This window comes from Micromonospora sp. CNZ303 (assembly GCF_004345505.1).
On sequence record NZ_SLVT01000009.1, the window covers coordinates 18,097 to 43,425 of the forward strand.

At 75.5% G+C, this 25,329-nt stretch carries 18 protein-coding genes and 1 pseudogene; 8 read left to right on the top strand and 11 right to left on the bottom strand.

Annotated features, from left to right (window positions below):
• Positions 1-57: 57 nt before the first annotated feature.
• Both sucB and lpdA read right to left on the bottom strand, forming a co-directional pair.
• Entirely contained in the window at positions 58-1,884 is a 1,827-nt protein-coding gene (gene sucB / locus EV374_RS15925; RefSeq protein WP_132236093.1) for a 2-oxoglutarate dehydrogenase, E2 component, dihydrolipoamide succinyltransferase, read from the bottom strand.
• A gap of 66 nt (positions 1,885-1,950) precedes the next feature.
• Entirely contained in the window at positions 1,951-3,342 is a 1,392-nt protein-coding gene (gene lpdA / locus EV374_RS15930; RefSeq protein WP_132236095.1) for a dihydrolipoyl dehydrogenase, read from the bottom strand.
• Between the two features lie 178 nt (positions 3,343-3,520).
• On the opposite strand from lpdA, the gene EV374_RS15935 reads away from it, so the two are divergent.
• Entirely contained in the window at positions 3,521-3,850 is a 330-nt protein-coding gene (locus tag EV374_RS15935) for a hypothetical protein (RefSeq protein ID WP_121400443.1), read from the top strand.
• Positions 3,851-3,920: 70 nt separating this feature from the next.
• On the opposite strand, the gene EV374_RS15940 is transcribed toward EV374_RS15935, so the two are convergent.
• The gene (locus EV374_RS15940; protein WP_132236097.1) at positions 3,921-5,492 is read right to left on the bottom strand and encodes a leucyl aminopeptidase; all 1,572 of its coding nucleotides are present in this window, start codon (positions 5,490-5,492) and stop codon (positions 3,921-3,923) included.
• A 161-nt stretch (positions 5,493-5,653) separates the two neighbouring features.
• Here EV374_RS15940 and gcvT point away from each other — a divergent pair, with 161 nt between their 5' ends.
• Positions 5,654-6,778: a glycine cleavage system aminomethyltransferase GcvT gene (gcvT, locus tag EV374_RS15945; protein ID WP_132236099.1), complete on the top strand. Its 1,125-nt coding sequence runs from the start codon at positions 5,654-5,656 to the stop codon at positions 6,776-6,778.
• 153 nt (positions 6,779-6,931) lie between these two features.
• Here the strand turns inward: gcvT and EV374_RS15950 are convergent, their stop codons facing one another.
• The 5 genes and pseudogenes from EV374_RS15950 to EV374_RS15970 all read right to left on the bottom strand — a co-directional run bounded on the left by EV374_RS15950 (position 6,932) and on the right by EV374_RS15970 (position 13,246).
• The gene (locus EV374_RS15950) at positions 6,932-8,227 is read right to left on the bottom strand and encodes a DUF2314 domain-containing protein (RefSeq protein ID WP_132236101.1); all 1,296 of its coding nucleotides are present in this window, start codon (positions 8,225-8,227) and stop codon (positions 6,932-6,934) included.
• 66 nt (positions 8,228-8,293) lie between these two features.
• Positions 8,294-9,067, bottom strand: a complete 774-nt coding sequence (gene cobS, locus EV374_RS15955; protein ID WP_132236103.1) for an adenosylcobinamide-GDP ribazoletransferase — start codon at positions 9,065-9,067, stop codon at positions 8,294-8,296.
• Positions 9,057-11,075, bottom strand: a complete 2,019-nt coding sequence (locus tag EV374_RS15960; protein ID WP_132236105.1) for a bifunctional adenosylcobinamide kinase/adenosylcobinamide-phosphate guanylyltransferase — start codon at positions 11,073-11,075, stop codon at positions 9,057-9,059. Before EV374_RS15960 ends, cobS begins: the two co-directional genes overlap by 11 nt.
• Positions 11,076-12,083: 1,008 nt before the next feature.
• Positions 12,084-12,995, bottom strand: a pseudogene (locus EV374_RS33460) (serine/threonine-protein kinase); the annotation flags it as partial.
• A gap of 50 nt (positions 12,996-13,045) precedes the next feature.
• A complete protein-coding gene (locus tag EV374_RS15970; RefSeq protein WP_132236109.1) occupies positions 13,046-13,246 on the bottom strand; it encodes a hypothetical protein in 201 nt (66 codons plus the stop codon).
• Between the two features lie 190 nt (positions 13,247-13,436).
• Between EV374_RS15970 and EV374_RS15975 the strand changes: the two genes are divergently transcribed.
• Both EV374_RS15975 and EV374_RS15980 read left to right on the top strand, forming a co-directional pair.
• A complete protein-coding gene (locus EV374_RS15975; protein WP_132236111.1) occupies positions 13,437-13,637 on the top strand; it encodes a hypothetical protein in 201 nt (66 codons plus the stop codon).
• Positions 13,637-14,434: a site-2 protease family protein gene (locus EV374_RS15980; protein WP_132236113.1), complete on the top strand. Its 798-nt coding sequence runs from the start codon at positions 13,637-13,639 to the stop codon at positions 14,432-14,434. The genes EV374_RS15975 and EV374_RS15980 overlap by 1 nt, the downstream gene beginning before the upstream one ends.
• Before the next feature lie 146 nt (positions 14,435-14,580).
• Here EV374_RS15980 and EV374_RS15985 read toward each other — a convergent pair whose 3' ends face one another.
• Entirely contained in the window at positions 14,581-15,579 is a 999-nt protein-coding gene (locus EV374_RS15985) for an aldo/keto reductase family protein (RefSeq protein ID WP_132236115.1), read from the bottom strand.
• Between the two features lie 58 nt (positions 15,580-15,637).
• Positions 15,638-17,941 (bottom strand): WG repeat-containing protein, encoded by a 2,304-nt coding sequence (locus tag EV374_RS15990; protein WP_132236475.1) that lies wholly within the window; start codon positions 17,939-17,941, stop codon positions 15,638-15,640.
• A gap of 1,684 nt (positions 17,942-19,625) precedes the next feature.
• Between EV374_RS15990 and EV374_RS15995 the strand changes: the two genes are divergently transcribed.
• The 4 genes from EV374_RS15995 (at position 19,626) to EV374_RS16015 (ending at position 24,575) form a co-directional block, all read left to right on the top strand.
• A complete protein-coding gene (locus tag EV374_RS15995) occupies positions 19,626-19,874 on the top strand; it encodes a hypothetical protein (protein ID WP_132236117.1) in 249 nt (82 codons plus the stop codon).
• A 2,082-nt stretch (positions 19,875-21,956) separates the two neighbouring features.
• The gene (locus EV374_RS16005; protein ID WP_132236119.1) at positions 21,957-22,808 is read left to right on the top strand and encodes an ABC-2 family transporter protein; all 852 of its coding nucleotides are present in this window, start codon (positions 21,957-21,959) and stop codon (positions 22,806-22,808) included.
• Positions 22,801-23,616: an ABC transporter permease gene (locus tag EV374_RS16010; RefSeq protein ID WP_486485790.1), complete on the top strand. Its 816-nt coding sequence runs from the start codon at positions 22,801-22,803 to the stop codon at positions 23,614-23,616. The genes EV374_RS16005 and EV374_RS16010 overlap by 8 nt, the downstream gene beginning before the upstream one ends.
• The gene (locus tag EV374_RS16015; RefSeq protein WP_486485791.1) at positions 23,613-24,575 is read left to right on the top strand and encodes an ABC transporter ATP-binding protein; all 963 of its coding nucleotides are present in this window, start codon (positions 23,613-23,615) and stop codon (positions 24,573-24,575) included. Before EV374_RS16010 ends, EV374_RS16015 begins: the two co-directional genes overlap by 4 nt.
• A gap of 82 nt (positions 24,576-24,657) precedes the next feature.
• On the opposite strand, the gene EV374_RS16020 is transcribed toward EV374_RS16015, so the two are convergent.
• Positions 24,658-25,266 carry a DUF3043 domain-containing protein gene (locus tag EV374_RS16020; protein WP_132236121.1) on the bottom strand — a complete coding sequence of 203 codons (609 nt, stop codon included), beginning with the start codon at positions 25,264-25,266 and terminating at the stop codon, positions 24,658-24,660.
• Between the last annotated feature and the right edge of the window lie 63 nt (positions 25,267-25,329).

Below are 25,329 nucleotides of genomic sequence, written 5' to 3' on the forward strand. Positions count from 1 at the left end.
CGGCGACGGGCGCCCCGGTCGGTGACCGGGGCGCCCGTCGGGTGGTCCAGGCGGGAACTACAGGCCGAGCTCGGCCTCGAAGTTGCCCGACTCCAGCCGCTCCTTGACGGCGACCAGGAAGCGGGCGGCGTCCGCGCCGTCGATCAGCCGGTGGTCGTACGACAGGGCCAGGTAGACCATCGAACGGACGGCGATGACCTCGCCCAGCTCCGGGTCGTTGACGACGACCGGACGCTTGACCACGGCACCCGTGCCGAGCATCGCCGACTGCGGCGACGGCACGATCGGGGTGTCGAAGAGGGCACCCCGGCTGCCGGTGTTGGTCAGCGTGAAGGTCGCCCCGGCGATCTCGTCCGGGCTGATCTTGTTGGTCCGGGTGCGCTCGGCCAGGTCGGCGATCCGCTTGGCGATGCCACCCAGGTTCAGGTCGCCCGCGCCGTGGATCACCGGCACCATCAGGCCCCGCTCGGTGTCCACGGCGATGCCGAGGTTCTCCGAGTCCGGGTAGGTGATCGTGCCGGCGTCGAGGTCCATGCTGGCGTTGACGATCGGGTACGCCTGCAGCGCCTCGACCGCCGCGAGGGCGAAGAACGGCAGGAACGACAGCTTTACGCCGTGCCGCTGCTGGAACGACTCCTTGGCCTGCGCCCGCAGCTTGGCGACCTTGGTGACGTCCACCTCGACCACCGTGGTCAGCTGCGCCATCTCGTGCAGCGACTGCTGCATCCGCTTGGCGATCGTCGCGCGGATCCGGGGAAGCTTCTCGGTGCTGCCACGCTTGGCGCTCGGCTGCGGCTTGGCGGCCGGCTTGGCCGGGGCCGCCGCGGCGGGCTGCTGCGCCGGAGCCGGCGCGGCCTTGGCCGCCTTCGCCTTCTCCGCCGCCTCCAGCACGTCCTGCTTGCGGATCCGGCCGCCGACGCCGGTGCCGTTGACCGAGGAGAGGTCGACGCCGTGCTCGCTGGCCAGCTTGCGCACCAGCGGGGTCACGTAGCCGGCGGCCTCCTCGCCGCCGCCCTGGGCGGGCGCCGACGGGCGCTGCGGGGCCGGGGCCGACGGCACGGCCTTCTGCTCGGCCTGCGCGGGCTGCGCCGAGGTCTCGGCCTCCGCCGACGGCTCGTTGTACGACATGCCCGGGGTCGGCTCCTCGACCTTGGGCTCCGGCTTGGCCTCGGCCTTCGGCTCGGGCTTCGGCTCGGGCTTGGCCTCTGCCTTGGGCTCCGCCTTCGGCTCGGGCTTCGCCTCGGCCGGGGCGGCGCCGGCGGCACCGATCACGGCCAGGTCGGCGCCGACCGCGGCGGTCTCGTCCTCGGGAACCTTGATCTCCAGGACCGTGCCGGCCACCGGCGACGGGATCTCGGTGTCGACCTTGTCGGTGGAGACCTCCAGCAGCGGCTCGTCCACCTCGACGGTGTCGCCGACCTGCTTGAGCCAGCGGGTGACGGTGCCCTCGGTGACGCTCTCGCCCAGGGCCGGCATCTTGACCGGGGTGCCCTCGCCCGACGGCGCCGGCGCAGCCTGCGCCTGGGTCTCCGGCTCCTCGACGGCCGGCTGCTCCGCCTCGGCCTGCGGCTCCTCGGCGGCCTCGGCGGCCTCCTCGGCCGGCTCCTCCTGCTGCGGGGCGGTCTCGCCGCCGCCGGTGGACTCGCCCTCGCCCGCGATCACGGCCAGCTCGCTGCCGACCTCGGCGGTCTCGTCCTCGCCGACCACGATCCGGCTCAGCACGCCCGCCGCCGGGGACGGGATCTCGGTGTCGACCTTGTCGGTCGACACCTCGAGCAGGGGCTCGTCGACCTCGACGGTGTCGCCCTCCTGCTTGAGCCAGCGCGTGACGGTGCCCTCGGTGACGCTCTCACCGAGCCGGGGCATGGTGACCGATACCGGCATCTTCAAAGACTCCTTCATTCCCCTGGTGGGATCATCGCCCGTCGCCGGACGCCGCGGTTGTCGTGATCAGGCGTGTGCGTGCAGCGGCTTGCCGGCGAGCGCCAGGTGCGCCTCGCCCAGGGCCTCGTTCTGCGTCGGGTGGGCGTGCACGAGCTGCGCCACCTCGGCCGGGTACGCCTCCCAGTTGTAGATGAGCTGCGCCTCGCCGACCATCTCACCGACCCGGGCGCCGACCATGTGCACGCCGACGACGGGGCCGTCCTCCACCCGGACGAGCTTGACGAAGCCGGCCGTCTTGAGGATCTGGCTCTTGCCGTTGCCGCCCAGGTTGTAGTTGTAGGTCTTGACCTTGTCGGCGCCGTACTGCTCCTTGGCCTTCGCCTCGGTCAGGCCGACCGACGCCAGCTCCGGGTCGGAGTAGGTGACGCGGGGGATGCCGACCTCGTCGATGACGGCCGGGTTCTGCCCGGCGATCTCCTCGGCGACGAAGATGCCCTGCTGGAAGCCCCGATGGGCGAGCTGGAGGCCGGGCACGATGTCGCCGACGGCGTAGACGTTCGGCACGCTGGTGCGCAGCCGCTCGTCGGTCAGCACGTAGCCGCGGTCCATCTTGACGCCCTGCTCCTCGTAGCCGAGGTCGGCGGTGTTCGGGCCGCGGCCGACGGCGACCAGCAGCAGCTCGGCCTCGACGGTGTCACCGCCGGCGATGGTGACCTTGACGCCCTTGTCGGTCTTCTCGACCTTCTCGAACGGCTTGCCGACCTTGAAGTTGATCTTGCGCTTGCGGAACGCCCGCTCCAGCGCCTTCGAGGACTCCTCGTCCTCGGCCGCGACCAGCCGGGGGAGCGCCTCGACGATCGTGACGTCCACCCCGAAGGACTTCCACACGCTGGCGAACTCGACGCCGATCACGCCACCACCGAGCACGATCGCCGAGGCCGGGACCCGGTCGAGGGTGAGCGCGTGGTCGCTGGTGATGACCCGCTCGCCGTCGACCTCCAGGCCGGGCAGGCTCTTGGCGTACGAACCGGAGGCCAGCACGATGTTGCGGCCGGTGTAGCGCTTGCCGTCGACCTCGACGACGTTCTTGCCGACCAGCTTGCCGTGGCCCTCGACGATGGTGATCGACTTGTTGCCCTTGAGCATGCCCTGCAGGCCCTTGTAGAGCCGGGAGATCACGCCGTCCTTGTAGGCGTTGACCCCCGCCATGTCGATGCCGACCAGCTCGGCCTTCACGCCGAACTGCTCCGACTCGCGGGTCTGGTCGGCGATCTCGGCCGCGTGCAGCAGCGCCTTGGTCGGGATGCAACCGTTGTGCAGGCAGGTGCCGCCGAGCTTGCCCTTCTCGACCAGCGCGACCTTCAGGCCCAGCTGGACGGCGCGCAGGGCGGTCGCGTAGCCGCCGCTGCCACCTCCGAGGATGACGATGTCGAAGGTTGCGTCGTTCGGCTCGCTCACGTTCAACTCCCAGGTCGCGTCACTGCTTCGGGGGTCACGGCGGGGCAACACGGGCACACCCCACCTCGGTCATCTTGTCACCACCGCCCGCCGCCCGCGTAGTGAGGTGCCCAACGACACGTCCGTGACACGTACGCTTGGCACTGGCTTCGATGACGGACTGAGGGGGAGACGCTCGGTGGGACTGTTCCGGCGACGCAAGAAGACGCGGGCGGTCAGCCTCGACCGGGCCGCCGACCGCGCCGATCTGGAGCACCTGGAGGGCTTCGTCCGCAGCCGGCGCGGGGTCGAGGCCTACATCGAGCCGCGGACCACCGTCACCGAGACCACGGTCATGCTGATCGCCGACGACGGGGAGTGGACCCGCCGTCGCATCGACGGCCCCGACGGCGCCCGCCGCTTCGCGTACCGGATGGGCATCCCCGTCTACGACGTGCGGCTGATGGGCTACCCGCAGCGGATGCGCGACTACAACGAGCGCCGCAAGCGCCGCCCCGAGCTGTTCTGAGCCGGACCGCACCCGCCGGGTGGAACGCAAGGAGGGCCCCTCGTCGACGAGGGGCCCTCCTTCGCGTACGTCAGCCGTTGGCGGCGACGTCCTCCACCAGCTGGACGAGCGTGCGGACCGGCACGCCCGTGCCGCCCTTGGTCCAGTAGCCGGTCGCCTCGCCCGAGTGGTAGCTCGGGCCCGCGATGTCGATGTGGGCCCAGTCGACGTCGGCGCTGACGAACTCCCGCAGGAACACCCCGCCCTGGAGCATGTGGCCCGCCCGGTCCATGCCGGCGTTGACCTGGGAGATGTCGGCGACGTCGGAGTCCATGCCCTTGCGCACGTCGTCCGGCAGCGGCATCGGCCAGGCCGGCTCGCCGACCGCGTCGCCGGCGATGCGGACCCGCTCGCACAGCTCGGGGCTGCCCATCACGCCGGCGATCCGCTTGCCCAGCGCGACGACCTGCCCGCCGGTGAGGGTGGAGGTCTCGAAGAGGTAGTCGCAGCCGTCCTCGCAGGCCCGCGCCATCGCGTCGCCCAGGATCATCCGGCCCTCGGCGTCGGTGTTGAGCACCTCCACCTTCTTGCCGTTGTACATGCTGATCACGTCACCCGGCCGGTACGACCGCCCGGACGGCATGTTCTCCGCCATCGGCAGGTAGGCCGTCACGGCCACCGACGGCTTGAGCGCGGCGACCGCCAGCATGGTGGCGGCCACCGCGGCGGCGCCTCCCATGTCGGACTTCATCTCCCACATGCCCTGCGCCGGCTTGATCGAGATGCCGCCGGTGTCGAAGGTGATGCCCTTGCCGACGAGCGCCACCCGCTTGCCGTTGCCGCCCCCGGCCGGGGTGTAGGTCAGCTTCACCAGCCGCGGCGGGGCCTCCGAGCCCTGCCCGACGGCGATGATGCCGCCGTAGCCGCCGGCGGCCAGGGCCGCCTCGTCGAGGACCTCGACCGTCAGGCCGGCCTCCCGGGCGGAGTCCGCCACCGAGTCGGCGAACGACGGCGGGCGCAGCTCGTTCGGGGCGGTGTTGACCCAGTCCCGGCTGCGCCGGACCGCGCCGCACACCACCTGGGCGCGGGCGATCTCGGCCTGGGCGCCGGCGTCACCGGCGTCCGGTACGGCGATGAGCACCTCGGCCACCGGCTCCCGCCGGGACGGCTGCGGCCGGGTCTTGTAGCCGGCGAAGCGGTAGCCGCCGAGCAGCGCGCCCTCCGCCACCGCGCGCAGCGCCGCGGGCGCGTCGGCGTCGTCGGGCAGCGGCAGCGCGAGCGCCACCCGCGGCGCGCCCGCGAGCGCCCGTACGGCCCCGCCGGCGGCCCGGCGCAGGGTCTCCGGGGCCGGGGCGGCGCCGGTCGGCTCCGGGCCGAGCCCGACGGCGGCGACCACCGGGGCGGTCACGGTGCCCAGCGTGGCCAGCTTGATCACCTCGCCGGGGGCGCCGGTCGCGCCGAGCAGGGCCAGCGTCTCGGTCAGCTTGCCGTCGAAGGCGGCGGCGATGCTCTCCGCGCCGCTGGCCAGCAGCAGGGTTCCGGCCAGGCCGGTGGTGGCGTCCTGCTCGCCGGTCTGGCTGTGCAGGCCGATCACGATCGCGTCGACGGCGAGCTCGGCGGGGTCGGTGTCGACCAGGCTCAGGGTGGTGCTGGGCGATGTCACTGAAGCTACTCCGGGCGGGCCGGGCCGGTCGCGTCGTCGCGTACCGGCGATGGAGGTCTCCGGCGGAACGTACCCGTCGGAGGTCGGGGCTGTCCCGTCGACGGCTCCGACGGGTCCCGCCGATGCTAACCAGCCGCCCAGCTCCCGGTAAGTTCCCACCCATGACCGACGTGACCTCCGACGCCGCCGCGACCCGGCTGCGCCGTTCCCCGCTGCACGAGCGGCACACCGCTCGCGGCGCCAAGTTCGCCCCGTTCGGTGGCTGGGAGATGCCGCTGGAGTACGCCGGGGGCGGGGTGCTGAAGGAACACACCTCGGTGCGGACCGGGGTGGGCGTGTTCGACGTCTCCCACCTGGGCAAGGCGCGGGTCACCGGGCCGGGCGCGGCGGAGTTCGTCAACGCCTGCCTCAGCAACGACCTGGGCCGGATCGGGCCGGGCCGGGCGCAGTACACCCTCTGCTGCGACGACGCCACCGGTGGCGTGGTGGACGACGTCATCGCCTACCTGCACGCCGACGACCACGTCTTCCTCATCCCGAACGCCGCGAACACCGCCGAGGTGGTGCGCCGGCTGCGCGCCGCCGCCCCGGCGTCGGTCACGGTCACCGACGAGCACGAGGCGTACGCCGTCCTCGCCGTGCAGGGCCCGCGCTCGGCCGAGCTGCTCGGCGCGCTGGGCCTGCCGACCGGGCACGACTACATGAGCTTCTCCACCGCGACGCTCGACGGGGTGGAGCTGACGGTGTGCCGCACCGGCTACACCGGGGAGCTGGGCTACGAGCTGGTGGTGCCGGCGGCCGACGCGGTCGCGGTCTGGGATGCGCTCTTCGCGGCGGACGCCGAGCTGCGCGCCTGCGGGCTGGCCGCCCGGGACACCCTGCGCACCGAGATGGGCTACCCGCTGCACGGCCAGGACCTGTCGCCGGAGATCACCCCGGTGCAGGGCCGCTCCGGCTGGGCGGTCGGCTGGGACAAGCCGGCCTTCTGGGGCCGCGACGCGCTGCTCGCGGAGAAGGCCGCCGGCCCCAGGCGTACGCTGCGCGGCCTGGAGGCGGTCGACCGGGCGATCCCGCGCCCCGGCATGACGGTGCACGTCGGCGACGCGGAGGTCGGCACGATCACCAGCGGCACGTTCTCGCCCACCAAGAAGCAGGGCGTCGCCCTCGCCCTCCTCGACACCGCCGCGAAGCTGACCGACGGCGACCTGGTCGAGGTCGACATCCGCGGCCGCCGCGCCCAGATGCGCGTCACCCGCCCCCCGTTCGTAACCCCCTCGGTGCGCTGACCGCGCCCCCTGCCCCCGCCCCCGCCCGGCCCCCTCCCACCCCCTTCCCCGACCGTTGATCATGAAGTTGTTGTCACCCGGACCGGCGTGTCTCGGCAACAACTTCATGATCAACGCGGGAGGGGGGAGGGTGGGGGGAGGAGGCAGGTGGGGTCAGAGTGGGGGGCGGGGGCGTTCGCCGGCGTCGAGGACGGCCTGGGTCCAGCCGCCCTCGATGACGCCGGTGCCGTCCAGGACGGCCCAGTCGACGACGTCGGTGGCCTCCACGACGACCGGTGAGCCGATGCGCACGGTCGGGTCGGTGTCGGCGTCGCAGGCGCTGGCGGCCACGATCCGCTCCGGGGTGTCCCACGAGGTCACCCCGGCCCAGACGAGCTCGGGGCCGTCGTCGCCGGGCAGGCCGTACTTGATCACGAGCTGCGTCTCCGGCGGGAGCTGGCCGGCGAGGAACCGGGCCCGGATGTCGCCCAGCCCGGCCCGGGCGGTGGCGACCGCCCTGCTCATCGCGTCGCCTGAGCGGGCGTAACGCACGTCCGGCTGGATGCCGGCGAAGAGGGTGGCGCAGGCGGCGGCGTAGTAGCGGCCGTCCGGCCCCGGGTGCCCGGCGGGCGGGCGCAGGCTGAGGAACGAGTCGGCGTCGGGGTCGGTGGCCGGGTCCAGCTCCAGGCGCAGCAGCACCGGCGCCGTCGCGCCGTGCTGTTCCGGATTGCCGTACGCCACCGCGATGTCGTGCCCGGTCACCGTGGCCAGCACCGGCAGCTGCACGAACGCGGGCACCTCCTCCCCGGAGAGCCCGTCGGTCCAGTCCCGCAGCAGCCGCCGGGCGGCCCCGGTCATCACCGCGCCCCAGGCCCGGGTCAGGTGGTCCGGCACGCCCTGGGTCTGCAACTCCAGCAGCCCGAAGCGGCGCAGCCCCTTCGTGGTGAACCAGAGCCCCTCGGCGTCGGAGGAGTAGGGCACCAGCACCCAGTCGACCAGCCGGATCCGGCCCTGGTCGTCGGGCAGCGAGCGCAGCGCCGTCGCCGGGTCGAGGAACTGGAGGCCGAACACGTCCACCACGTCGCCGTCGACGGACTCGGCGACGGCGGCGGCCACCGCCCGGGCCGCCCACTCGTGGGCCGGCGGCCAGCCGGGCCGGTACTCGGCCTGCACCACGACCAGGTGGCTCGCGGCGGCCAGCCGGGCCAGCTGCGCCTCGGTGGCGCCGAACGCGGTGAGCAGGTCCGGCGGCAGCTCGGGGAACTCGGCGATCGGCCGGGTGTCGACGCTCATCAACGGGCTGTCGAGCATGTGTCGCGCCAGCCCGTGCACCGGCTCCGCCAGCCGGCCGGTGAGCCGCGCCACCGCCGTCTTCGCGCTCACCTTCGGCAGCCCCGTCATGGGCACCAGGTAGGTCGCGCTCAGCGACTCCGGAACCGGTACGGGCAGGAAGTCGTCCGTGATGAGCATGTCGTCCCCCGGTTGGCCGCGCCGGTGCTGTCGTGGGAGAACGCTACCCGGCGCGGTGCGCCCCGTTCAGCCGGACAGCACCACTCCCAGGTAGACCAGCGTGGTGACGACCTCCACGGTCGCGCCGAGCACGTCGCCGGTGACGCCGCCGAGCCGGCGTACCACGTGTCGCAGCAGCCCCACCGCGACGGCGAGGGCCACGGCGACGGCGAGCGGCCCCTGCCACGGGCGGCCCGGCACGGCCGCGAGCGCCGGCAGCGCGACGGCGACCGCCCCGGCGGCCAGGGCGACCGGCCCGACGGTGCCCGCGACCAGCGCGCCGAGCCCTTCCGGGCGGGCGGCCGGCACCCCGCGCCGGCAGGCCACCGCCACCCCGAGCCGGCCCGCGGCGGTCGCCGTGACCACCGCCGCGAGCGCCACCGGCCAGGACCGTCCCGCCAGCTCCGCGAGGGCCGCCGCCTGCACCAGGAGTACGACCACCAGCGCGACCACCCCGAACGGCCCCACGTCCGGCTTCTTCATGATCTCCAGCGCGGCGTCCCCGCGCCGGTACGACCCCAGCGCGTCCACGGTGTCGGCCAGCCCGTCGAGGTGCAGCCCCCGGGTGAGCAGCGCCCCGGCGCCGACGGTCACCGCCGCCGCCACCAGCGGGGGCGCGAGCGCACCGGGGAGCAGCAGGACGCCGGCGAGGACGACGCCGAGCAGCGCGCCGACCGCCGGGGCGAGCGCCATCGCCGTGCCCGCCACCGACCGGTCGACGCGGCCGGCGCGGACCGGCAGGGTGGTGAAGGTGGTCAGCGCCAGCCGCGCCCCGTCGGCGAGCCGCGACTCAGCCGGCACGCCGGCCGGACGGGTCCACCGCCTCCGTGTCCGGTCCGGCGCCGCCGGGCTCGCGGAGGACGGCCTCGGTGCTGGTCGGTCCGGGGCTGGCGGGTTCCGGCTCGCGGAAGTCGGGTTCGGTGCTGGTCGGTCCGGGGCCGGCGGGCTCCGGCTCGCGGAAGTCGGGCTCGTCGGTGTCCGGCGCGGTGTCCGGCTCGTCGTCCTCGCCGCCGCCGAGCGACGGGTGGGCCGGCAGCGCGGCGGCCAGCGCCAGCACCGAGCGCAGCAGCGGCAGCGCGGCCAGCGCGTTCGCGCCCTCGCCCAGGTCGAGCCGCAGGTCGAGCAGCGGGGTCAGGCCGAGCACGTCGGCGCCGAGTTGCACGGCGGGGTGCCCGCCGTGGTCGGCCAGCAGGCACCAGTGCCGGGCCTGCCCGGCCAGGTCGCGGGTGACCATGGCGGCGGCCACCCCGACCGGACCGTCGAGCATCACCGGCAGCCGGCGGGCGGTGGCGCCGAGCAGCACGCCGGTGGCCACGGCGATGTCCCCGCCGCCCAGTTCGGCCAGCACGTCCTTGGCGCTGCGCGGCGAGTTCCGGGTGCGGTGCAGCGCGTCCCGTACCGCCGCGCACCGCCGCATCCAGGCCGCGTCGTCGATCTCGCCCGAGTCGGTGACGACCCGCCTGAGCACCGCCGGTGCCTCGGCGCCCGCCGTCGCGACCAGCACCGCCGCCGCGGCGGCCTCGGTGCCGGCGCCGCACGCCCCGAGCACCAGCAGTCGTACGCCCGCGTCGGCGGCCTCCTCGGCGAGCCGCCAGCCGTAGCGCAGGGCGACCTCGACCTGCTCGCCGGTCAGCGTGGGCTCGGTCTCCATCGGCGCGGACGCCGGGACCTCCACCACCTGGAGTTCGGCGCCGCTCTCGGCGGCCAGCCGGGCCAGTGCCCCCTGCCCGGCGCGGGCCTGCCGGGCGCGGCGCGCCGACTCGCCCTCCACGGTGCCGGCGGCGGCGTCGCCGAGGTGGTCGCCGTGCAGCAGCAGCACCCGCACCCGGCCCCACGGGGTCGGGGTGACGGTGCCCTGGGTGGCGGCGGCGAACCCGACGGCCCGCTCCAGCACGCCCAGCCCCGACCCGGGCACGTCCAGGGTGGCGAGCCGCTCGACCGCCTGCGGGCCGGCGTACTCGTCGGGCATGGGCAGTTCCATGCCGGGCTGGATGACCAGGCCCGTGGCGACCATCGGCAGCGCCATGGTCGGGGCGGCCCAGGCGGTGCCGGTCGGCTCGGCGCCGGGCACCGCGTCCGGGGCGGCCGGCGGCGTGGGGGTGAACACGTCCGGGGAGTGCCCCGACGCGGCCACCGACCCGCTAGCGCCGCCGGGAACGCCCGGGGCACCGGCCTGCGCGGGGCCGGCCTGCGCGGGGCCGGCCTGCGCGGGGCCGGCCTGCGCGGGGCCGGCCTGCGCGGGCACGGTGGCCGGGTGCGGGGCGCCCGGCTTGAGCCAGGCGGCCTGGCCGGCGACCACGAGGACGACCGCGTCGCAGGCGTCGGCGACCGCCCGGTTGGCCGCGCCCAGCGCGTCGGTGAAGGCCCGCCCGAGCGGGGTGGTGGGCACCAGGGAGAGCCCGACCTCGGGGCTGACCAGCACCAGCCGGGCCGCGCAGGAGCGCACCGCCGCCGCCAGCTCGGCGATGGTGGCGGTGTCGTCCGCCGGCTGGTGCGCCGGGTCGAGCAGCACGGTCACCCAGCCGCCGAGGTCGTCGACGAGCAGCGTCTCGTTGGGCCCGGCGGAGGCGAGCACGTCCGCGAGGCGGCGCGGGTCGGCCGTGGTCTCCTCGGTGGTCCAGGTCTCCGGTCGGCGCTCGCGGTGCGCCGCCAGCCGGGCCGCCCACTCCGCGTCGTCGGCGGGCGCGTCGGCGGCCGTGGCCACGTAGCGGACCGTCGGCGCGTCGGCGACCAGGGACTCGGCGAACTCGGACTTTCCGGACCGGATACCGCCGAGCACCAGGACCGTGTTCCACCCGTCAACGGACATGCCCGTACTTTAGAGCCAGCGCCCGCGCGCGGCCCCCCGGAGGTGCGGGGTACGACCGGCCCGGACCCCCGCGGCGGCCGGCCGGTCACCGCCACGGGCAGGGGCACCCCCGGGCCGCGCTCAGCCGCAGTGCTCGAAACCGCTGCCGTAGCTGGCCCCGCCGGTGGACCCGCCCCACTTCACGCACACCCCGGCGGCCCTGGCCCGCACCGGCCCCGCGTAGTACGAGAACGACCCGCTGTCGGTGCTGCGGGCCCGGCCCCGCACCTCCAGCCACGCCGAGGCGGCCGTCGCCGTGCCCACTGCGGTCTCCTTCATCGTGACCACGCAGTTGTTGCCGCTGCCGGCGTGGTAGAGCAGGTAGACCCTGCCCTTCCGGCTGCCCGAGGCGGTCAGCGGGGCCGAGTCGATCACCCGGTACCCGCTGCCGCACGCCTCGACCGGCGTGTACGGGTTCGGCTTCGCCGGCTGGCCGGTCGTCGGTCCGGGGCCGGGTCCGCCGGGAGCGGTCGCGGTCGGCTCGCCGCCGCCCGCCGTCGGGACCGGGGAGCGCCCGGGCGGCGACGCCGACGGACTGCGGGACGCCGCCGGCGACGCCGTCGCGCGCGTGGCACCCGGCGTGGGCTCGACGCGCAACCGGCCCGTACCGTCGTCGGCCGCCGCGCCGGACGGGCCCGCCGCCGCGGACCCGCCGGTCAGCGCCGCCGGGACGTCTCCGCCGGCCGGGCCGTCGTCGGGGGCCAGGGCGAGCGCGGCCACCCCGACCAGCACGACGAGCCCGGTGGCCGTCGCGCCGAGCAGGGCGGCGCGGCGCCGCCGTGCCGGCCGCGGCTCGACCGGGTCCTCCCGGGTGGGCGGGACCGGTCCCCGGGCGTCGCTTTCCGTCGCCGGTCCCGGGTGCGGCCGGGCGGCGACGGGCGGCAGCGGCGCCCACGGATCCGGCGGGGCGACCGGCCCGGCGGGGGCCGGCGCGACGGCGTCACCGGCCGCCGGGGTACTGCCCTGCTCCGGTTGCGCGGCGGCGGGCGCCGCCGAGGTCGGGCCGGCGACGGCCCACGGCGGACGGGCGGACGTCGGGACCACGGCCAGGGTCGCGTCGCGGGCCTCGGCCGCGGCGTCGGCCAGCGTCGCCGCGTCGCCGAACCGGTCGCCGGGGCGCTTCGCCATCGCCCGCCGCACCAGCGCGGCCACCGCCGCCGGGATGTCGGGCGGCAGCGGCGGCGGCTCCTCCTGGAGGTGCCGCAACGCCACCTGGAGCGGGTTGTCCCCGTCGAACGGCGGCTGGCCGGTCAGGCAGAAGTACGCCACCGCGCCGAGCGCGTAGACGTCCGTCGCCGGGGAGACCGGCTGGTTCGCGGCCTGCTCCGGCGACATGTACGAGGCGGTACCGAGCATCACGTTGGCGGCGGTGATGCCCGCCGTGGTGCCGGAGCGGGCGATGCCGAAGTCGACCAGCACCACCCGGCCGTCGGCCTTCACCAGTAGGTTTCCCGGCTTGACGTCCCGGTGCACGATGCCGGCGAGGTGGGCGGTGTGCAGCGCCCCGGCGGCCTGCGCCACCACCGACATGGTCGACGCCGGGTCGAGCCGCCCCGCGCGCCGCAGCCAGGAACTCAGCGGCTGGCCGTCGACGTACTCCATCACCAGGTAGTCGACCTGGCTGCCGTCGTCGAGGACGGACCGGCCGACGTCGTGCACGGCGACCACGCCCGGGTGGCGCAGCGCCGCCAGCATCCGCGCCTCCGCCCGGAACCGGGCCGTGAACTCGGGATCCGCGCTCAACGCCGGCAGCAGCGCCTTCACCGCCACCGTACGTTCCAGCATGAGGTCGGTGCACCGCCAGACCGCGCCCATGCCGCCGATCGCCACCCGGTCGTCCAGCCGGTACCGGTCGCTGAGCACCACTCCCCGAGTAAGCACCGCGACACCGTACCGGCCCGGCGGAGCGGGGCTGGCCGCCCGGCGGCGGGCTACCGGGGCGTCTGGTACTGGAAGTCGTTGGGGTTGACCGCCGCCGGCTTCGGGTCCTCCTGCCAGGCGCCCTCCCCGGGGCGGGCGACGAGGGCGTCCAGCAGGTCCTCCCGTTCCATGTGCGCGGCCCCCACGATGCCGCCGCGCACCGCCATCGCCCGCAGCACCTCGGTGTCCTTGTCGTGCAGCGGTTCGTCCATCGTCGCCTCCTCCAGGCCCGTCGGCGGTCGGCGACCGCCCCGTCGCGCGTCGGAAGGCCCATACCCGGACAGGGGCCCGGGAACCCTGCGCCGCCCGCCCGGCGTACGGATGTCGGGCCGCCCCGCGCCCGGCCGACTACGCTGGCGGGGGTTCGTCCCACGGGACATCAGCGGCGAGGGGAGACGCGGCATGGCGTGGAGCTGGCGGTACGAGGGCGCGAACGGCGAGTCGGTCGAGGGTCCGGCGGAGTCGTTCAGCAGCCAGGCGGACGCCGAGTCCTGGATCGGTCAGGCCTGGCGGGAGCTCGCGGCGTCCGGCGTCACCTCGGTCGCGCTCGTGGAGGATGACCGGGTGGACTACCGCATGAGCCTGCTGCCTCCGGCGGAGTGATGGCCGGCGACCGCCCGGGGGACGAGCCGTTGGTGCTCGGCGTGCCCCGGGCGGCGTTCCGGCCCAGCCCCGTCTTCCTCGCCCTGGTCGCGCTCTTCGTGACCAGCGGGGTGCTCACCTGGAACGGGTTCGGCAACGTCCGGCTCGACGTGTTCCTCTTCGTCGTGTCCGGCTGGCTGGTCTCGCTCTGTCTGCACGAGTACGCCCACGCCGTCGTCGCCTACCGGGCCGGCGACCGCAGCGTCGCCCACCGGGGCTACCTGACGCTCAACCCGCTGAAGTACAGCCACCCGCTGCTGTCGATCGCGCTGCCCGTGGTGGTCGTGCTGCTCGGCGGCATCGGCCTGCCCGGCGGGGCGGTGTGGGTGGACCGGCACGCCATCCCGGGGCGGCTGCGGCACACCCTGGTCAGCCTGGCCGGCCCGGCCACCAACGTGCTGTTCACGCTGGTGCTGGTGCTCGCCGTACGCCTCGGGGCGGTCGGCGGCGGGCCCGTCGAGTTCTGGGCGGCCGTGGCGCTGCTGGCGTTCCTCCAGCTCACCGCGAGCGTGCTCAACCTGCTCCCGGTGCCCGGCCTGGACGGCGGCAACATGATCCAGCCGTGGCTGAACCCGCAGTGGCGCCGGATGTACGACCTGTTCGCCCCGTTCGGCTTCATCCTGCTGTTCGCGCTGCTGTGGAACCCTCGGATCGGCGGCTGGTTCTTCGACGCGGTCTTCGCCGTCGGCGACTTCCTCGGCCTGCCCCCGTGGCTCTACGCCCTCGGCCTGGACCTGATCCGCTTCTGGCAGGGCTGACCACCCGCCCGGCGGGGCTGGCCGGCGCGCACCGCCGGCGGGGCTGACGACGCCGGGGAACCGCCGTCCGGCGGTTCCCCGGCGTGCCGCGTACCCCTCCGAGGGGCGCCGGGCCGGCGCGTAGGCCGCGCCGACCCGACACGGCCTCAAGGACGCTCGGCCGGGCTCTCGGTCTTTGCCGGGTCGCGCTCGACGATCGGGTCGACGATCTCGTCGATCGCCTTGAGCAGCTCGGCGTCGAGCTTCACGCCGGCCGCCTTGACGTTGTCGTGCACCTGCTCCGGGCGGGAGGCGCCGACGATCGCCGAGGAGACGTTCGGGTTCTGCAACACCCAGGCGACGGCGAGCTGCGCCATGCTCAGCCCGGCCTGCTCGGCCAGCGGCTTGAGCCGCTGCACCCGGGTCAGGACCTCGTCGGTCATGAACCGGGAGATGAAGCCCGCGCCCGACTTCTCGTCGGTGGCCCGGGAGCCGGCCGGCGGCGGCTGGCCCGGCAGGTACTTGCCGGACAGGACGCCCTGCGCGATCGGCGACCAGACGATCTGCCCGATGCCCAGCTCCTCGCTGGTGGGGACGACCTCGGACTCGATGACCCGCCAGAGCATCGAGTACTGCGGCTGGTTGGAGACCAGCGGGATGTGCAGCTCACGGGCGAGCTGGTGGGCCGCCCGGATCTCCGACGCCTTCCACTCGGAGACGCCGATGTAGAGCGCCTTGCCGGAGTGCACGACGTCGGCGAACGCCTCCATCGTCTCCTCCAGCGGCGTGCTGTGGTCGTACCGGTGGGCCTGGTAGAGGTCCACGTAGTCGGTGCGCAGCCGGCGCAGCGAGCCGTTGATCGACTCCATGATGTGCTTGCGGGACAGGCCCCGGTCGTTGCGGCCCGGCCCGGTGGGCCAGTACACCTTGGTGAAGATCTCCAGCCCCTCGCGCCGCTCGCCCTCCAGCGCGCGGCCCAGCACGTCCTCGGCGCGGGTGCCCGCGTACACGTCGGCCGTGTCGAAGGTGGTGATGCCGGCGTCCAGGGCGGCCCGGACGCAGGCGAACGCCGCGTCCTCCTCGACCTGCGAGCCGTGGGTGATCCAGTTACCGTACGAGATCTCGCTGACCATCAGGCCGGAACGGCCCAGGTGACGGAATTCCATGAGTCGACCCTAGCCCGTTCCGATCATGCCCACCCTTCGTGGCGGGCCCCCGTGTCGCTCAGAGCACGGGGCTGGTGTCGACGAGCAGCCGCTCGATCTCGGCCACGACCTCGTCGCGGTCGCGGTGCACCGGCTCGATGAGCGGCTCGCCCCGCCGGTCGAGCGCGCCCCAGCGGCCCGTGCCGTCGCCGACCAGGAACGCGACCGGGTGGACGACCAGCGCCGGATAGCTGGGCGCCACCAGCACCTTCCCGGCCCGGTTCACCACGCCGCGCCGGCCGGCCACCTCCACCACGGCCAGCCCCTCCTCGGTGAAGCCGTCGACGTACCGGCCGTCGGCCAGGACGGTGGCGAACCCGTGGTGCCGGGTGGGCACCACGATCCGGCCGTTGCGGTCGACCGCACCCCAGCCGTCGCGGCGGACCACGGCCACGCCGCGTTGGAACGGGCGTACGTCCGCGAAGCCGTGCGGCACGACCACCTCGCCGGTGGCGTCGATCGCCACCCAGCCGGCGTCGCCGCCGTCGGACACCCAGGCCAGCCCGTCGGAGAACGAGCGGACCACCGGGTACGACGGTTCGAGCACCGTGGCGCCGGCGCGGTCGATGAGCGACCACCGCTCGGTCTCGGGGCGCCGCACCCAGGCCAGCCCGTCGCGGAACGGCTGCGCCTCCGCGTACTCGGCCGCGATGACCAGGTCGCCGTCCGGGTCGGAGAAACCCCACAGGTCGCCGTCGCGGGCCGGCATCGGGGGCCGGTCACGCTCCAGCACCTCCTCGCGGCTGCGCGGGTACGGCCCGAAGCCCGTCTCCGCGACCCGCTCCGCCACCGCGTCCAGGCTCAGCCGGATCCGGGCCTGCAACTCGGGGTCCTCGGTGCCACGCAGGTCCAGGGCGCGCTCGAAGTGGTGACAGGCCTCCATCAGCCGACCCTGGTCGTAGCAGGACCGCCCGGCGTGCTCGTGCAGCACCGCGCGCAGCCGCTGTGGCAACTCCGTGGAGTTCGCCTCGGCGAAGAGCCGGTCGGCCTCGACGAACTCGCCGCGCCAGCGCAACACGTGCGCCAGTCGAGCCTGGGCCACCGCCGTACGCCGCAGCTCCCCGGTTGCCTCGGCGTAGGTGAGCGCGAGCCGACCGTCCGCCAGGGCGTCGTCCAGTTCGCCGAGAATCCGGGACACCACCGCCCGCAGGCTGAGCAGCCGGGCGCGCGACTTGTTGTCCACGGCCGCGCCCAGCTTCTCGGTCAGCCGCCGCCGGATCGTCCGGAACTCGTCCGGCTCCGCCACGATCTCCCGCAGGGTGGCCGGATCGAGCCGCCACCGGTAGCTCGCCAGCACCTGCTCCGGATCGCCCTGCGCCGCGCTCTGGTGCCCGGCGTCCCGCGCCCCGACGGGCATCCCGGCGGCCCGTGTTCCGCCGCTGCCCACGTCTGCGTCCCGTGGTCCGTCGGCCCGTGGTCCGTCGGCCCGTGGTCCGGCCGTGTTCGGTTGGGTGGTCCGTGGTTCGGTGGTGCTCGATTCGGTGGCCGGTGGTTCGGCGGTGCTCGGCCGGGTGGTCCGTGGCTCGGTGGTGCTCGCTCTGGTGGCCCGCGGCTCGGTGAAGTCTGGTTCGACGGCGTGGGGTTCGGTGGTGTTCGTCGCGGCGATGGCTGGCTCGGCGGCGCGGGGCGCGGAGGTCCGTTCCGCAGGCGGCACGGACACCGGCTGCGTCGACGGCTCGGCGGCGGGCGGTACCGGCGAGGCGTCCGTGGGCGGTGCCGAGGCGGTCGGCGGCGCGGAAACGGGCCGGGCCGGCACGAGGTCTGCGGCGGGTGCGGAGACAGGCTGGGGTGCCTGCGACGACGCGCCAGGGACGACGGGCGGGGGCGGCGCCGACGCGGCGGGTGGAGCGGAGACCGGCTCGCCCGGCGAGGCCGAGACCGCGTCGGCCTGTGGCGCGGCAGTGGCGGACGCGTCCTGCGCAGGCCCGTACGGATCTGACGCGACGGGTGGCCCGGAAACAGGCGGTGCCGGCGGGGCGGCGATGGGCTGGGCTGGCGGAGCGGAGACCTGCTGGGCCGGTGGCGAATCGATGGGCTGGGCCGGTGGCGCGGAGAGGGGACGCGGGGCCGGTGCGGCCGGGCCCGACTCACTCGTCCCAGCCGTCGGCCCGACGACCGAACCGACCCGGGAGACCTCCGTGGGCTCGGCCGGAGGGCCGGCGGCGGGGGAGACCGGCGGTGTGGACACCGTTGTCGCAGCGCCGACGGGCGGAGCGGACACGGGACGCGGATCGGCCGCGGTGGGTGGAACACCATGGGTGTCAAAAGCCTTCGGTGACAACCATGGTGTTCCACCGGTGGACGAAGCCGGGTCGGTCGGCATCCGCTCGACCGGTTCGAGCGTGGGAGTGGTGGCGTGCCCGTCCACGCGCGGGGCCGCTGCGTCCGCCGGGCTCGGGTGGGGCAGCGGCGCTGGTTCGTACTGTGCTGCTGCCTCCGGGGCGGTTCCATTCGCCACAACGGGATCGGGCCCGGCCGGCTGTGCCTGGGCTGCCGCCGTCGGTGCTTCCGGCATCGGTCGTACGACCGGCGCCGCAACCTGCGGGCCGGACGGTGGTGCCGACACGGGCCGGGCAGGAGTTGCGGAGCCCGGGTGCGGCGCGGGCGACGCGGAGTTGGTCTGCCCGGGAGGCGCGGAGACGGACGCTGCGGAGTTCTTCCGCACCAGCGGCGCGGACGGTGCGGGCGCGGGCGGTGCGGAGACAGGCAGTGTGGACGGTGCGGGCGCGGGCGGTGCGGAGACAGGCAGTGTGGACGGTGCGGGCGTGGGCAGTGCGGAGACGGGCGGTGTGGACGGTGCGGGCGCGGGCGGCGTGGACGGTGCGGGTGCTGCGGAGACCGGCTGCTCCGGCGGGACCGCGACCGGCGTCGGGTTCGCCGACGTCGGTTCCTGGACGGTTGGCGGCGTTGGGACGGCAGGCGCAGGGGACGTCGAGGCAGGCGCGGGGGCCGGGTCGGACACCGGGTCGGGCGCGGAAGGCGCCGGCTCAGCGGGCGAACCGTGTACCGGCGCGGGCGATGCCAGCCCAGCGGGCGGACCGGACACCTGCTCGGAAAGGGAGGACGCGGGCGGTGCCGGCGCTGTGGCCGGTACGACCCTTTGGCCGGATGCCGGAGGGACGGCCGGCGAGGCCGGGGCCGATTCCGCCGGGGCTACCTCGGTCGGCAGTTCAGGGTGGTCGTGAGACGGTGACGTGGATCTCGCTGACGACGAGGTGGCAGGTTCGGGCGAGGCGACACCGCCGTCGGGAGGATTCGGGATCCACCCGTCGAGGCCCCGGTTCGGCACGGCGTCCACGCCTGACACGCTGTGGGGACTCGACACGCCGCTTGCAGCCACCGTGCCGTTTGGTGCCGTGCCGTTTGGTGCCGTACCGCTCGGGGCTGGTGCCTCGCTGGATACCGCCGCGCCACTCGATGCGGCCGCGCCACTCGATGCGGCCGTGCCGCTCGGTGCCGCCGTGCCGTTCGGTGCCGCCGTGCCGCTCTGCGCCGGCACGCCGTTTCGCGTCGGGCCGCTCTGCGTCGCCGGGCCACTCGGAGTCGCCGTGCCAGCCAGGGGCGGAGCGGCGGTCGGGGGCGGCGTGGCGGTCTGGGGCGGGTCAGCCTGGCCGGAGGGCCGAGCCCCGTCCGGCGTGACCGGGGCAGGTGCCACGGGCCGGGACGGTCGGAACCAGGCGTCCGGTCCGCTCGGGGTGGGTGCCTGGGGAGGCGGCGGGGCGGCCGGCGTGGGCGGGCCGCTCGGCGGTGGGGGGACGTACCGCCTGGGCCTGTCGGGCGCGATGGGCGCCTGCGGTGCCGGGATGTCCTGCCTGGCCGTGCCCGCGGCTCCCGGGTCTTCCGGCGAACGGTGCGGTGCGGTCGGACGGGTGGCGGACGGCTGCCCGGACGGCGTGGGGGCCGGGGGCTGGGTCACGGACCGGGCCTCGCCGTGCCCGGTGCCCGGGTGCGGCGTCGGTGCGTCCGGCCGGGCCGGTCCTGAGTGTGCCGGGGCCGGACCGGGCACCGTGCTGGCGGTCGCCTGGCGGGCCGGACCGGGCACCGCGCTGGTGGTCGCCTGCCGGGCCGCGTCGGCGGTCGCCTGGCGGGCCGGACCGGACACCCTGCTGGCGGTCGCCTCCGGTGCCGGCAGGAACTCCAGGGGCGGTCGGGCGGTGGGAGGCGCCGAGATCGGCGTGGCGTCGTCCTCCGGGGCCGGGCGGGGCGTGTGGCCGGTGGCCGGACCCGCTGGCGGCAACGGCCGCCCGACCACCTGATCCACCGGGCCTGCCGGCGACACCGGGCGGCCGACGGTCGGACCTGCCGGCGATACCGGGTGGCGGACGTCCGGACCTGCCGGCGATACCGGGTGGCTGATGGTCGGGCCTGCCGGCGATACGGGGCGGCGGAATTCCGGGCCTGCCGGCGATACCGGGTGGCGGACGTCCGGGCCCGCCGGCGAGACCGGGCGGTTGATGGTCGGGCCCGCCGGCGACACCGGGGCCGGGGCGGGACCCGCCGGCGACGTCCGGCCGGAGAGGGGCACGGCGGGTGAGACCGGACCGGCAGGCGAGACAGGCCCGGACGGGGACCCGGCGGGCGACACCGGCCGACCGTGGACCGGTGCGGCCGGGTCGGGCCGGTCGGAGCGTGGCAGGTCGCGGGCCGGCGCGGGGGAGACGGGGCGGCCCGGGGACGGAACGTCCGCGGCCGGGGCCCGGAAGCCCGCCGGTCCGGGGGCCTGCGGCCCGGACGTCGCCGGGGCACCGTGGGTGGGGGATTGCGGCCGTTGGTCGTACCCGGGCGGGAGCGGCGGGGTCGCGGCGTCCTGGGGGCGGTCGGCCGGTCGCCGGTGCTCGGGGCGGGGTTCGGCGCGCCGCGCCGCGTCCCGGTCGGGACCGGGGCGCAGGGGGCCGGGCGGTGGCCAGGGCAGGCCGCCGTCCTGCTGCGGGTGTCCCCGGTACGCCTCGGCCTGGCGAGGGGCGTCGGGCCGGGCGACCCCGCGCGGTCCCCGCTCCGGGTACGTCTCGGCACGCGCCGCCTCGTGCGCCCGCCAGCGCTCGTCCGGCTCCGGCTGCCGCCGCTGGCCGTCCGGAGGCGCCTGCTGCCCGGCGGGTGCCCGGTCGGGGCGCGGCCACCCGTCGGCGGGTACGCCGGCCTCGCGGCCCCGTCCGCCGGGGCCACGGTCCCACTGCGAGCCGACGGAGCGCTCCGGCTGCGCGGCGGCCGAACGCCCCCACTGAGAGCCGGAAGGACGCTCCCGCTGCCCATCAGAAGGACGCTCCCGCTGACCGTCCACTGGACGCTCACGCTGGCTGTCGACTGGACGCTCCCGCTGCCCGTCGGAGGGGCGGGGCTCCGGGGCAGGGGCCGCCCACTGGTAGCGGCGCCCGTCAGCGTCCGACTGGCGGTCGTCGACGGTCTCCGCCCGGCGGTCGTGGCCGGACGCGACCGGACGGTCGTGGACGCGCCCGGGTCGGTGGTCGTGGCCCACGTCCGGCCGGCGGTCGTAGCCGGTGTCCGGACGCTCGTACGCCGCGGGGCGGCGGGGCGGCGCGTCCTCGTCGGGCTCCGGGAGCCAGCCCGGAGCGGGTCGGCCGGCGGGGGAGACGGGACGGTCCCGCCCGGCTGGCTCGTACCGGGGGGTGCGGCTGTCGTAGCGGTCGGGACCGGCGTGGTCGCGCTGTCGGGGGGAGTCGACGGGCCGGCCGGGGGCGTCGAACTGACCCCGGTCGTTGCGGTGCGGCGGCTCCTGCCGGGGCGGCCACGGCCGGTCGTCCGGCCGGCGCGGCTCGGCGGGCGGGCGGCGGTACGACTCGTCGCCGTACCGACGCGCGTCGGGGCCGTCCGGTTGGCCGTGCCACGCGTCCTGCCGACCGGGCCGCCCGTCGGGCAGGTCGTCCCACGACCGGCCGATGTAGGTCCCGTCCGGCCGGGTGGGCGCGAGCGGGGGCACCTCGGCCCGGCCCACGGCGGAGCGGCCCCGGGGCGCGGCCGGCACGTGTTCGACGCCGATGTCGCCCGCGTAGCGCTGGCCGGGGAACTGCGGGTGCCACTCGGTGGTGGGCTCGATCATCCAGGCCGGTTCACCGGAGTCGTGCCAGTGGTCGGAGTAGCGGCTCATCCGGTCGCCCTGTCGCCACGGAGGGTAGGCGGAACGCCCTGAGTCAGCCGCCGGCAGGCGGGCGCGCCCGGGTGCCCGGCTGGCGTCCGTCCGCTCACGGCGGCGCCCCGGTGGCCGGTCCGCGTCCGCTCGCTCACGGCGATGTCACCTCGTTGGAAATTGTCGCGCTGGGCGCTCCACGTGCCGGTAGAGTCGCCCCTCCGGTACGGCGTGGCTGCGGAAGGAGGGTAGCGGCGTGGGCTCGCTCACCGCCACTGTGGCACCGCCCACCGCCCCAAACGTTATCCTATGGTTCCGGACATTTAAGGCTATAACCGGATCAGGCTTCCGACGTTACGCCACGTACCGGCAGGCGTCGGTGGCGGGCGTCTTGACCAACACGGTCTTCGGCTTCCTGCGGTGCTACGTCCTGCTCGCGGCGGTCGGCGCGGCCGGCACGGTGGCCGGGTACGACCGGGGACAGCTCGCCACCTTCGTCTGGGTGGGCCAGGGCCTGCTGGCGGTCGTCCTGCTCTGGGGCTGGACCGAGCTTGCCGACCGGATCCGCACCGGCGACGTCGCCAGCGACCTGCTGCGGCCCGTGCACCCCGTGACCAGCCACCTCGCCGCCGACCTGGGCCGCGCCGGCCACGCCGCGCTGGTCCGGTTCCTGCCGCCGGTGCTGGTCGGGCCGCTCTTCTTCGAGGTCCACGTGCCCCGCCGCTGGGTCACCCTGCCGATCTTCGCGTTCTCCGCCGTCGTCGCCGTGGTCCTCTGCTTCGGTTGCCGGTTCCTGGTCAACGCGACCGCGTACTGGTTGCAGGACGTCCGGGGGCCGGTGATCCTCTGGACCCTCGCGTCGGGCGTGCTCGCCGGGCTCTACTTCCCGCTGCGCTTCCTGCCGGAGTGGCTCCAGCTCGTCCTCTGGCTGGGAACCCCCTTCCCGAGCCTGCTCCAGACCCCGCTCGACGTGCTGGTCGAGCGCGACCCGACCGGCACGCAGGTCGGGCTGGTCGGCCTCCAGCTCGCCTGGGCGGTGCTGATCCTGGCCGCCTGCCGGCTGGTGCAGCGGCGCGCGGAACGCCGCCTGGTGGTGCAGGGTGGCTGAGGCGTCGGGCGGGGCGCTGGCCGCGTACCGGGCGCTGCTCGGCGCGCAGGCACGGGCGCAGACGGCGTACCGGACCTCGTTCGTCATCGACGTGGTCGGCAACGTCGGGTCCACCGTCTTCGACGTGCTGACCGTGCTGGTGATCTTCGGGGTCACCCGGGAGCTGGGCGGCTTCACGCTGCGCGAGACGCTGGTGGTCGTCGGCCTCTCGACGTGCGCGTTCGCCGTCGCCGACCTGCTGATGGGCAACATCGAGCGGCTGCCCCGGTACGTGCGCACCGGGCTCTTCGACGCCGTGCTGGTCCGCCCGCTCGGCGCCCTGCCCCAGCTGCTGCTGATGGACCTGCCACTGCGCAAGGTGTCCCGGGCGGTCTTCGGCCTGGCCGTGCTGGTCGTCGCCGTCGGCTCCGCCGGCGTCGAGTGGACCCCGGCGCGGGCGCTGCTGGTGGTCCTCGCCCCGCTGGCCGGGGTGGTCTTCTTCGGGTCGGTCTTCGTGGCCACCGCCACCGTCTCGTTCTGGTGGGTCGACTCGGGTGAGCTGGCCAACTCGGTCACCTACGGCGGGCGTGACTTCACCTCGTACCCGGTCACCGTCTTCGAGGGCTGGTTCCGCGCGGTGTTCGCGTACGGCCTGGGCTTCGCCTTCGTCAGCTACCACCCGGCGCTGGCGCTGCTCGGCCGCGCCGACCCGCTCGGCCTGCCGGCGTGGGTCGGCTGGACCGCGCCGGCCGTCGCGCTGGTCGCGGCCGTCGGGGCGGCGGCGGCCTGGCGCACCGGGGTCCGCCACTACCGGAGTACGGGGTCGTGAGCGACGACGTGATCGTGGCCGACGGGCTGCGCAAGGAGTTCACCGTCCGGGTGCGCACCGGCCGGCTGCGGCGGGAGAAGCGGCGGGTCACCGCCGTGGACGGGATCGACCTGCGGGTGGCCCGGGGCGAGATGCTCGGCTACATCGGGCCCAACGGCGCCGGCAAGTCGACGACGCTCAAGATGTTCACGGGCGTGCTGACGCCCTCCGCCGGCGAGGTACGCGTGTGCGGCCTGCGCCCGGTGGCCGAGCGGACCCGGCTCGCGCTGCGCGTCGGCGTGGTCTTCGGCCAGCGCTCGCAGCTCTGGTGGGACCTGCCGCTGGGCGACTCGTTCGCGCTGCTGCGGCACGTCTACCGGGTGCCGGCCGCCGCGCACGCCGCCCGGCTGCGCCGCTGCCGGAGCCTGCTCGACCTGGATCCGTTCCTGGACACCCCGGTCCGGCAGCTCTCCCTCGGGCAGCGGATGCGCGGCGAGTTGACCGCCGCGCTGCTGCACGGCCCGGAGGTGCTCTTCCTCGACGAGCCCACCATCGGCCTCGACGTGGTCAGCAAGCAGGCGGTCCGCGGCTTCCTCGGCGAGCTGGGCCGCACCGGGGACACGACGCTGGTGCTCACCACGCACGACCTGGCCGACATCGAGCGGCTCTGCCGGCGCCTGGTGGTGGTCGACCACGGGCGGGTGGTGCACGACGGGTCGATCGCCGCGCTGCACGAGCGGTACGGCTCGCGCCGGCTGCTCGTCGCCGACCTGGACGCCCCGCTGGCTGAGCCGCCGGTGCTGCCCGGCGCGCCGCTGCACCGGCAGGAGGCCGACGGGCACCGGCTGGTCTTCGCGTTGGAGTCGGCGGGGGTGGCCGAGGTGGTGGCGGCCCTGGCCGGGCTGGGCGCGCTGCGGGACGTCTCGATCGTCGAGCCGGACATCGAGGACGTGGTGGCCCGGCTCTACGGCAGCCGCTGACGCCGCCGCCAGGCCAGCCGCCGGGGCGGTGACGGCGACGGCCCCGTACCGCGCCGCGGTAGGGGCCGTCGGTGCGGCAGGCTCAGACCGGGTCGCCGATGTTCACCCGGGGCGCGGGGGCGCGCATCCGGCGGAACGTGATCGACCGCATGATGGCGTAGAGGTAGAGCGAGCCCATCCGCTGCCCGGTGTTCGGGAAACGCTCCCTGACCAGCTTGCGGATCTTGCGCGAGATCAGGAGCGAGTCGACCACCACACCCAGGGCGAGCGCGCCCCAGAGGATGTTGGAGACCAGGCGGACGACCGGCGGCATCGCGGCGTTCGAGCCGATCAGCACGATCAGCGCCCCACCGAAGAACCAGGTGCCGACCGTACGCCGGGAGTCGACCACGTTGCGGGCCAGCAGCCGCTCCGGGCCGCGGTCGCGGGGGCCGCCCTCCCGACGGAACTCCTCCGCCGCCTCGGCGCGCAGCTGGCGCTTGCGCTCCCGCTGCTCCTCCTTGGTCAACGGCTTGGTGGCCGCGGCCGGCCGGCGGCCGGCGGTCGGCCGCTTCGGGGTGGCCTTGCCCAGCTCCTTCTTGCTCGGGGTGTAGCCCCGGGGCTGGGCGGGCGAGGACTCCTCGTCGGGGGTCACCGGGGTGACGGCCTCGTCGACGAGGTCGGAGGACTTGCGGCGAAACAGCGACGGCACGCGGAAAGGGTAGCCAAACGACGGCGCCCGGTGCACATCGCGGTGCACCGGGCGCGTACGGGA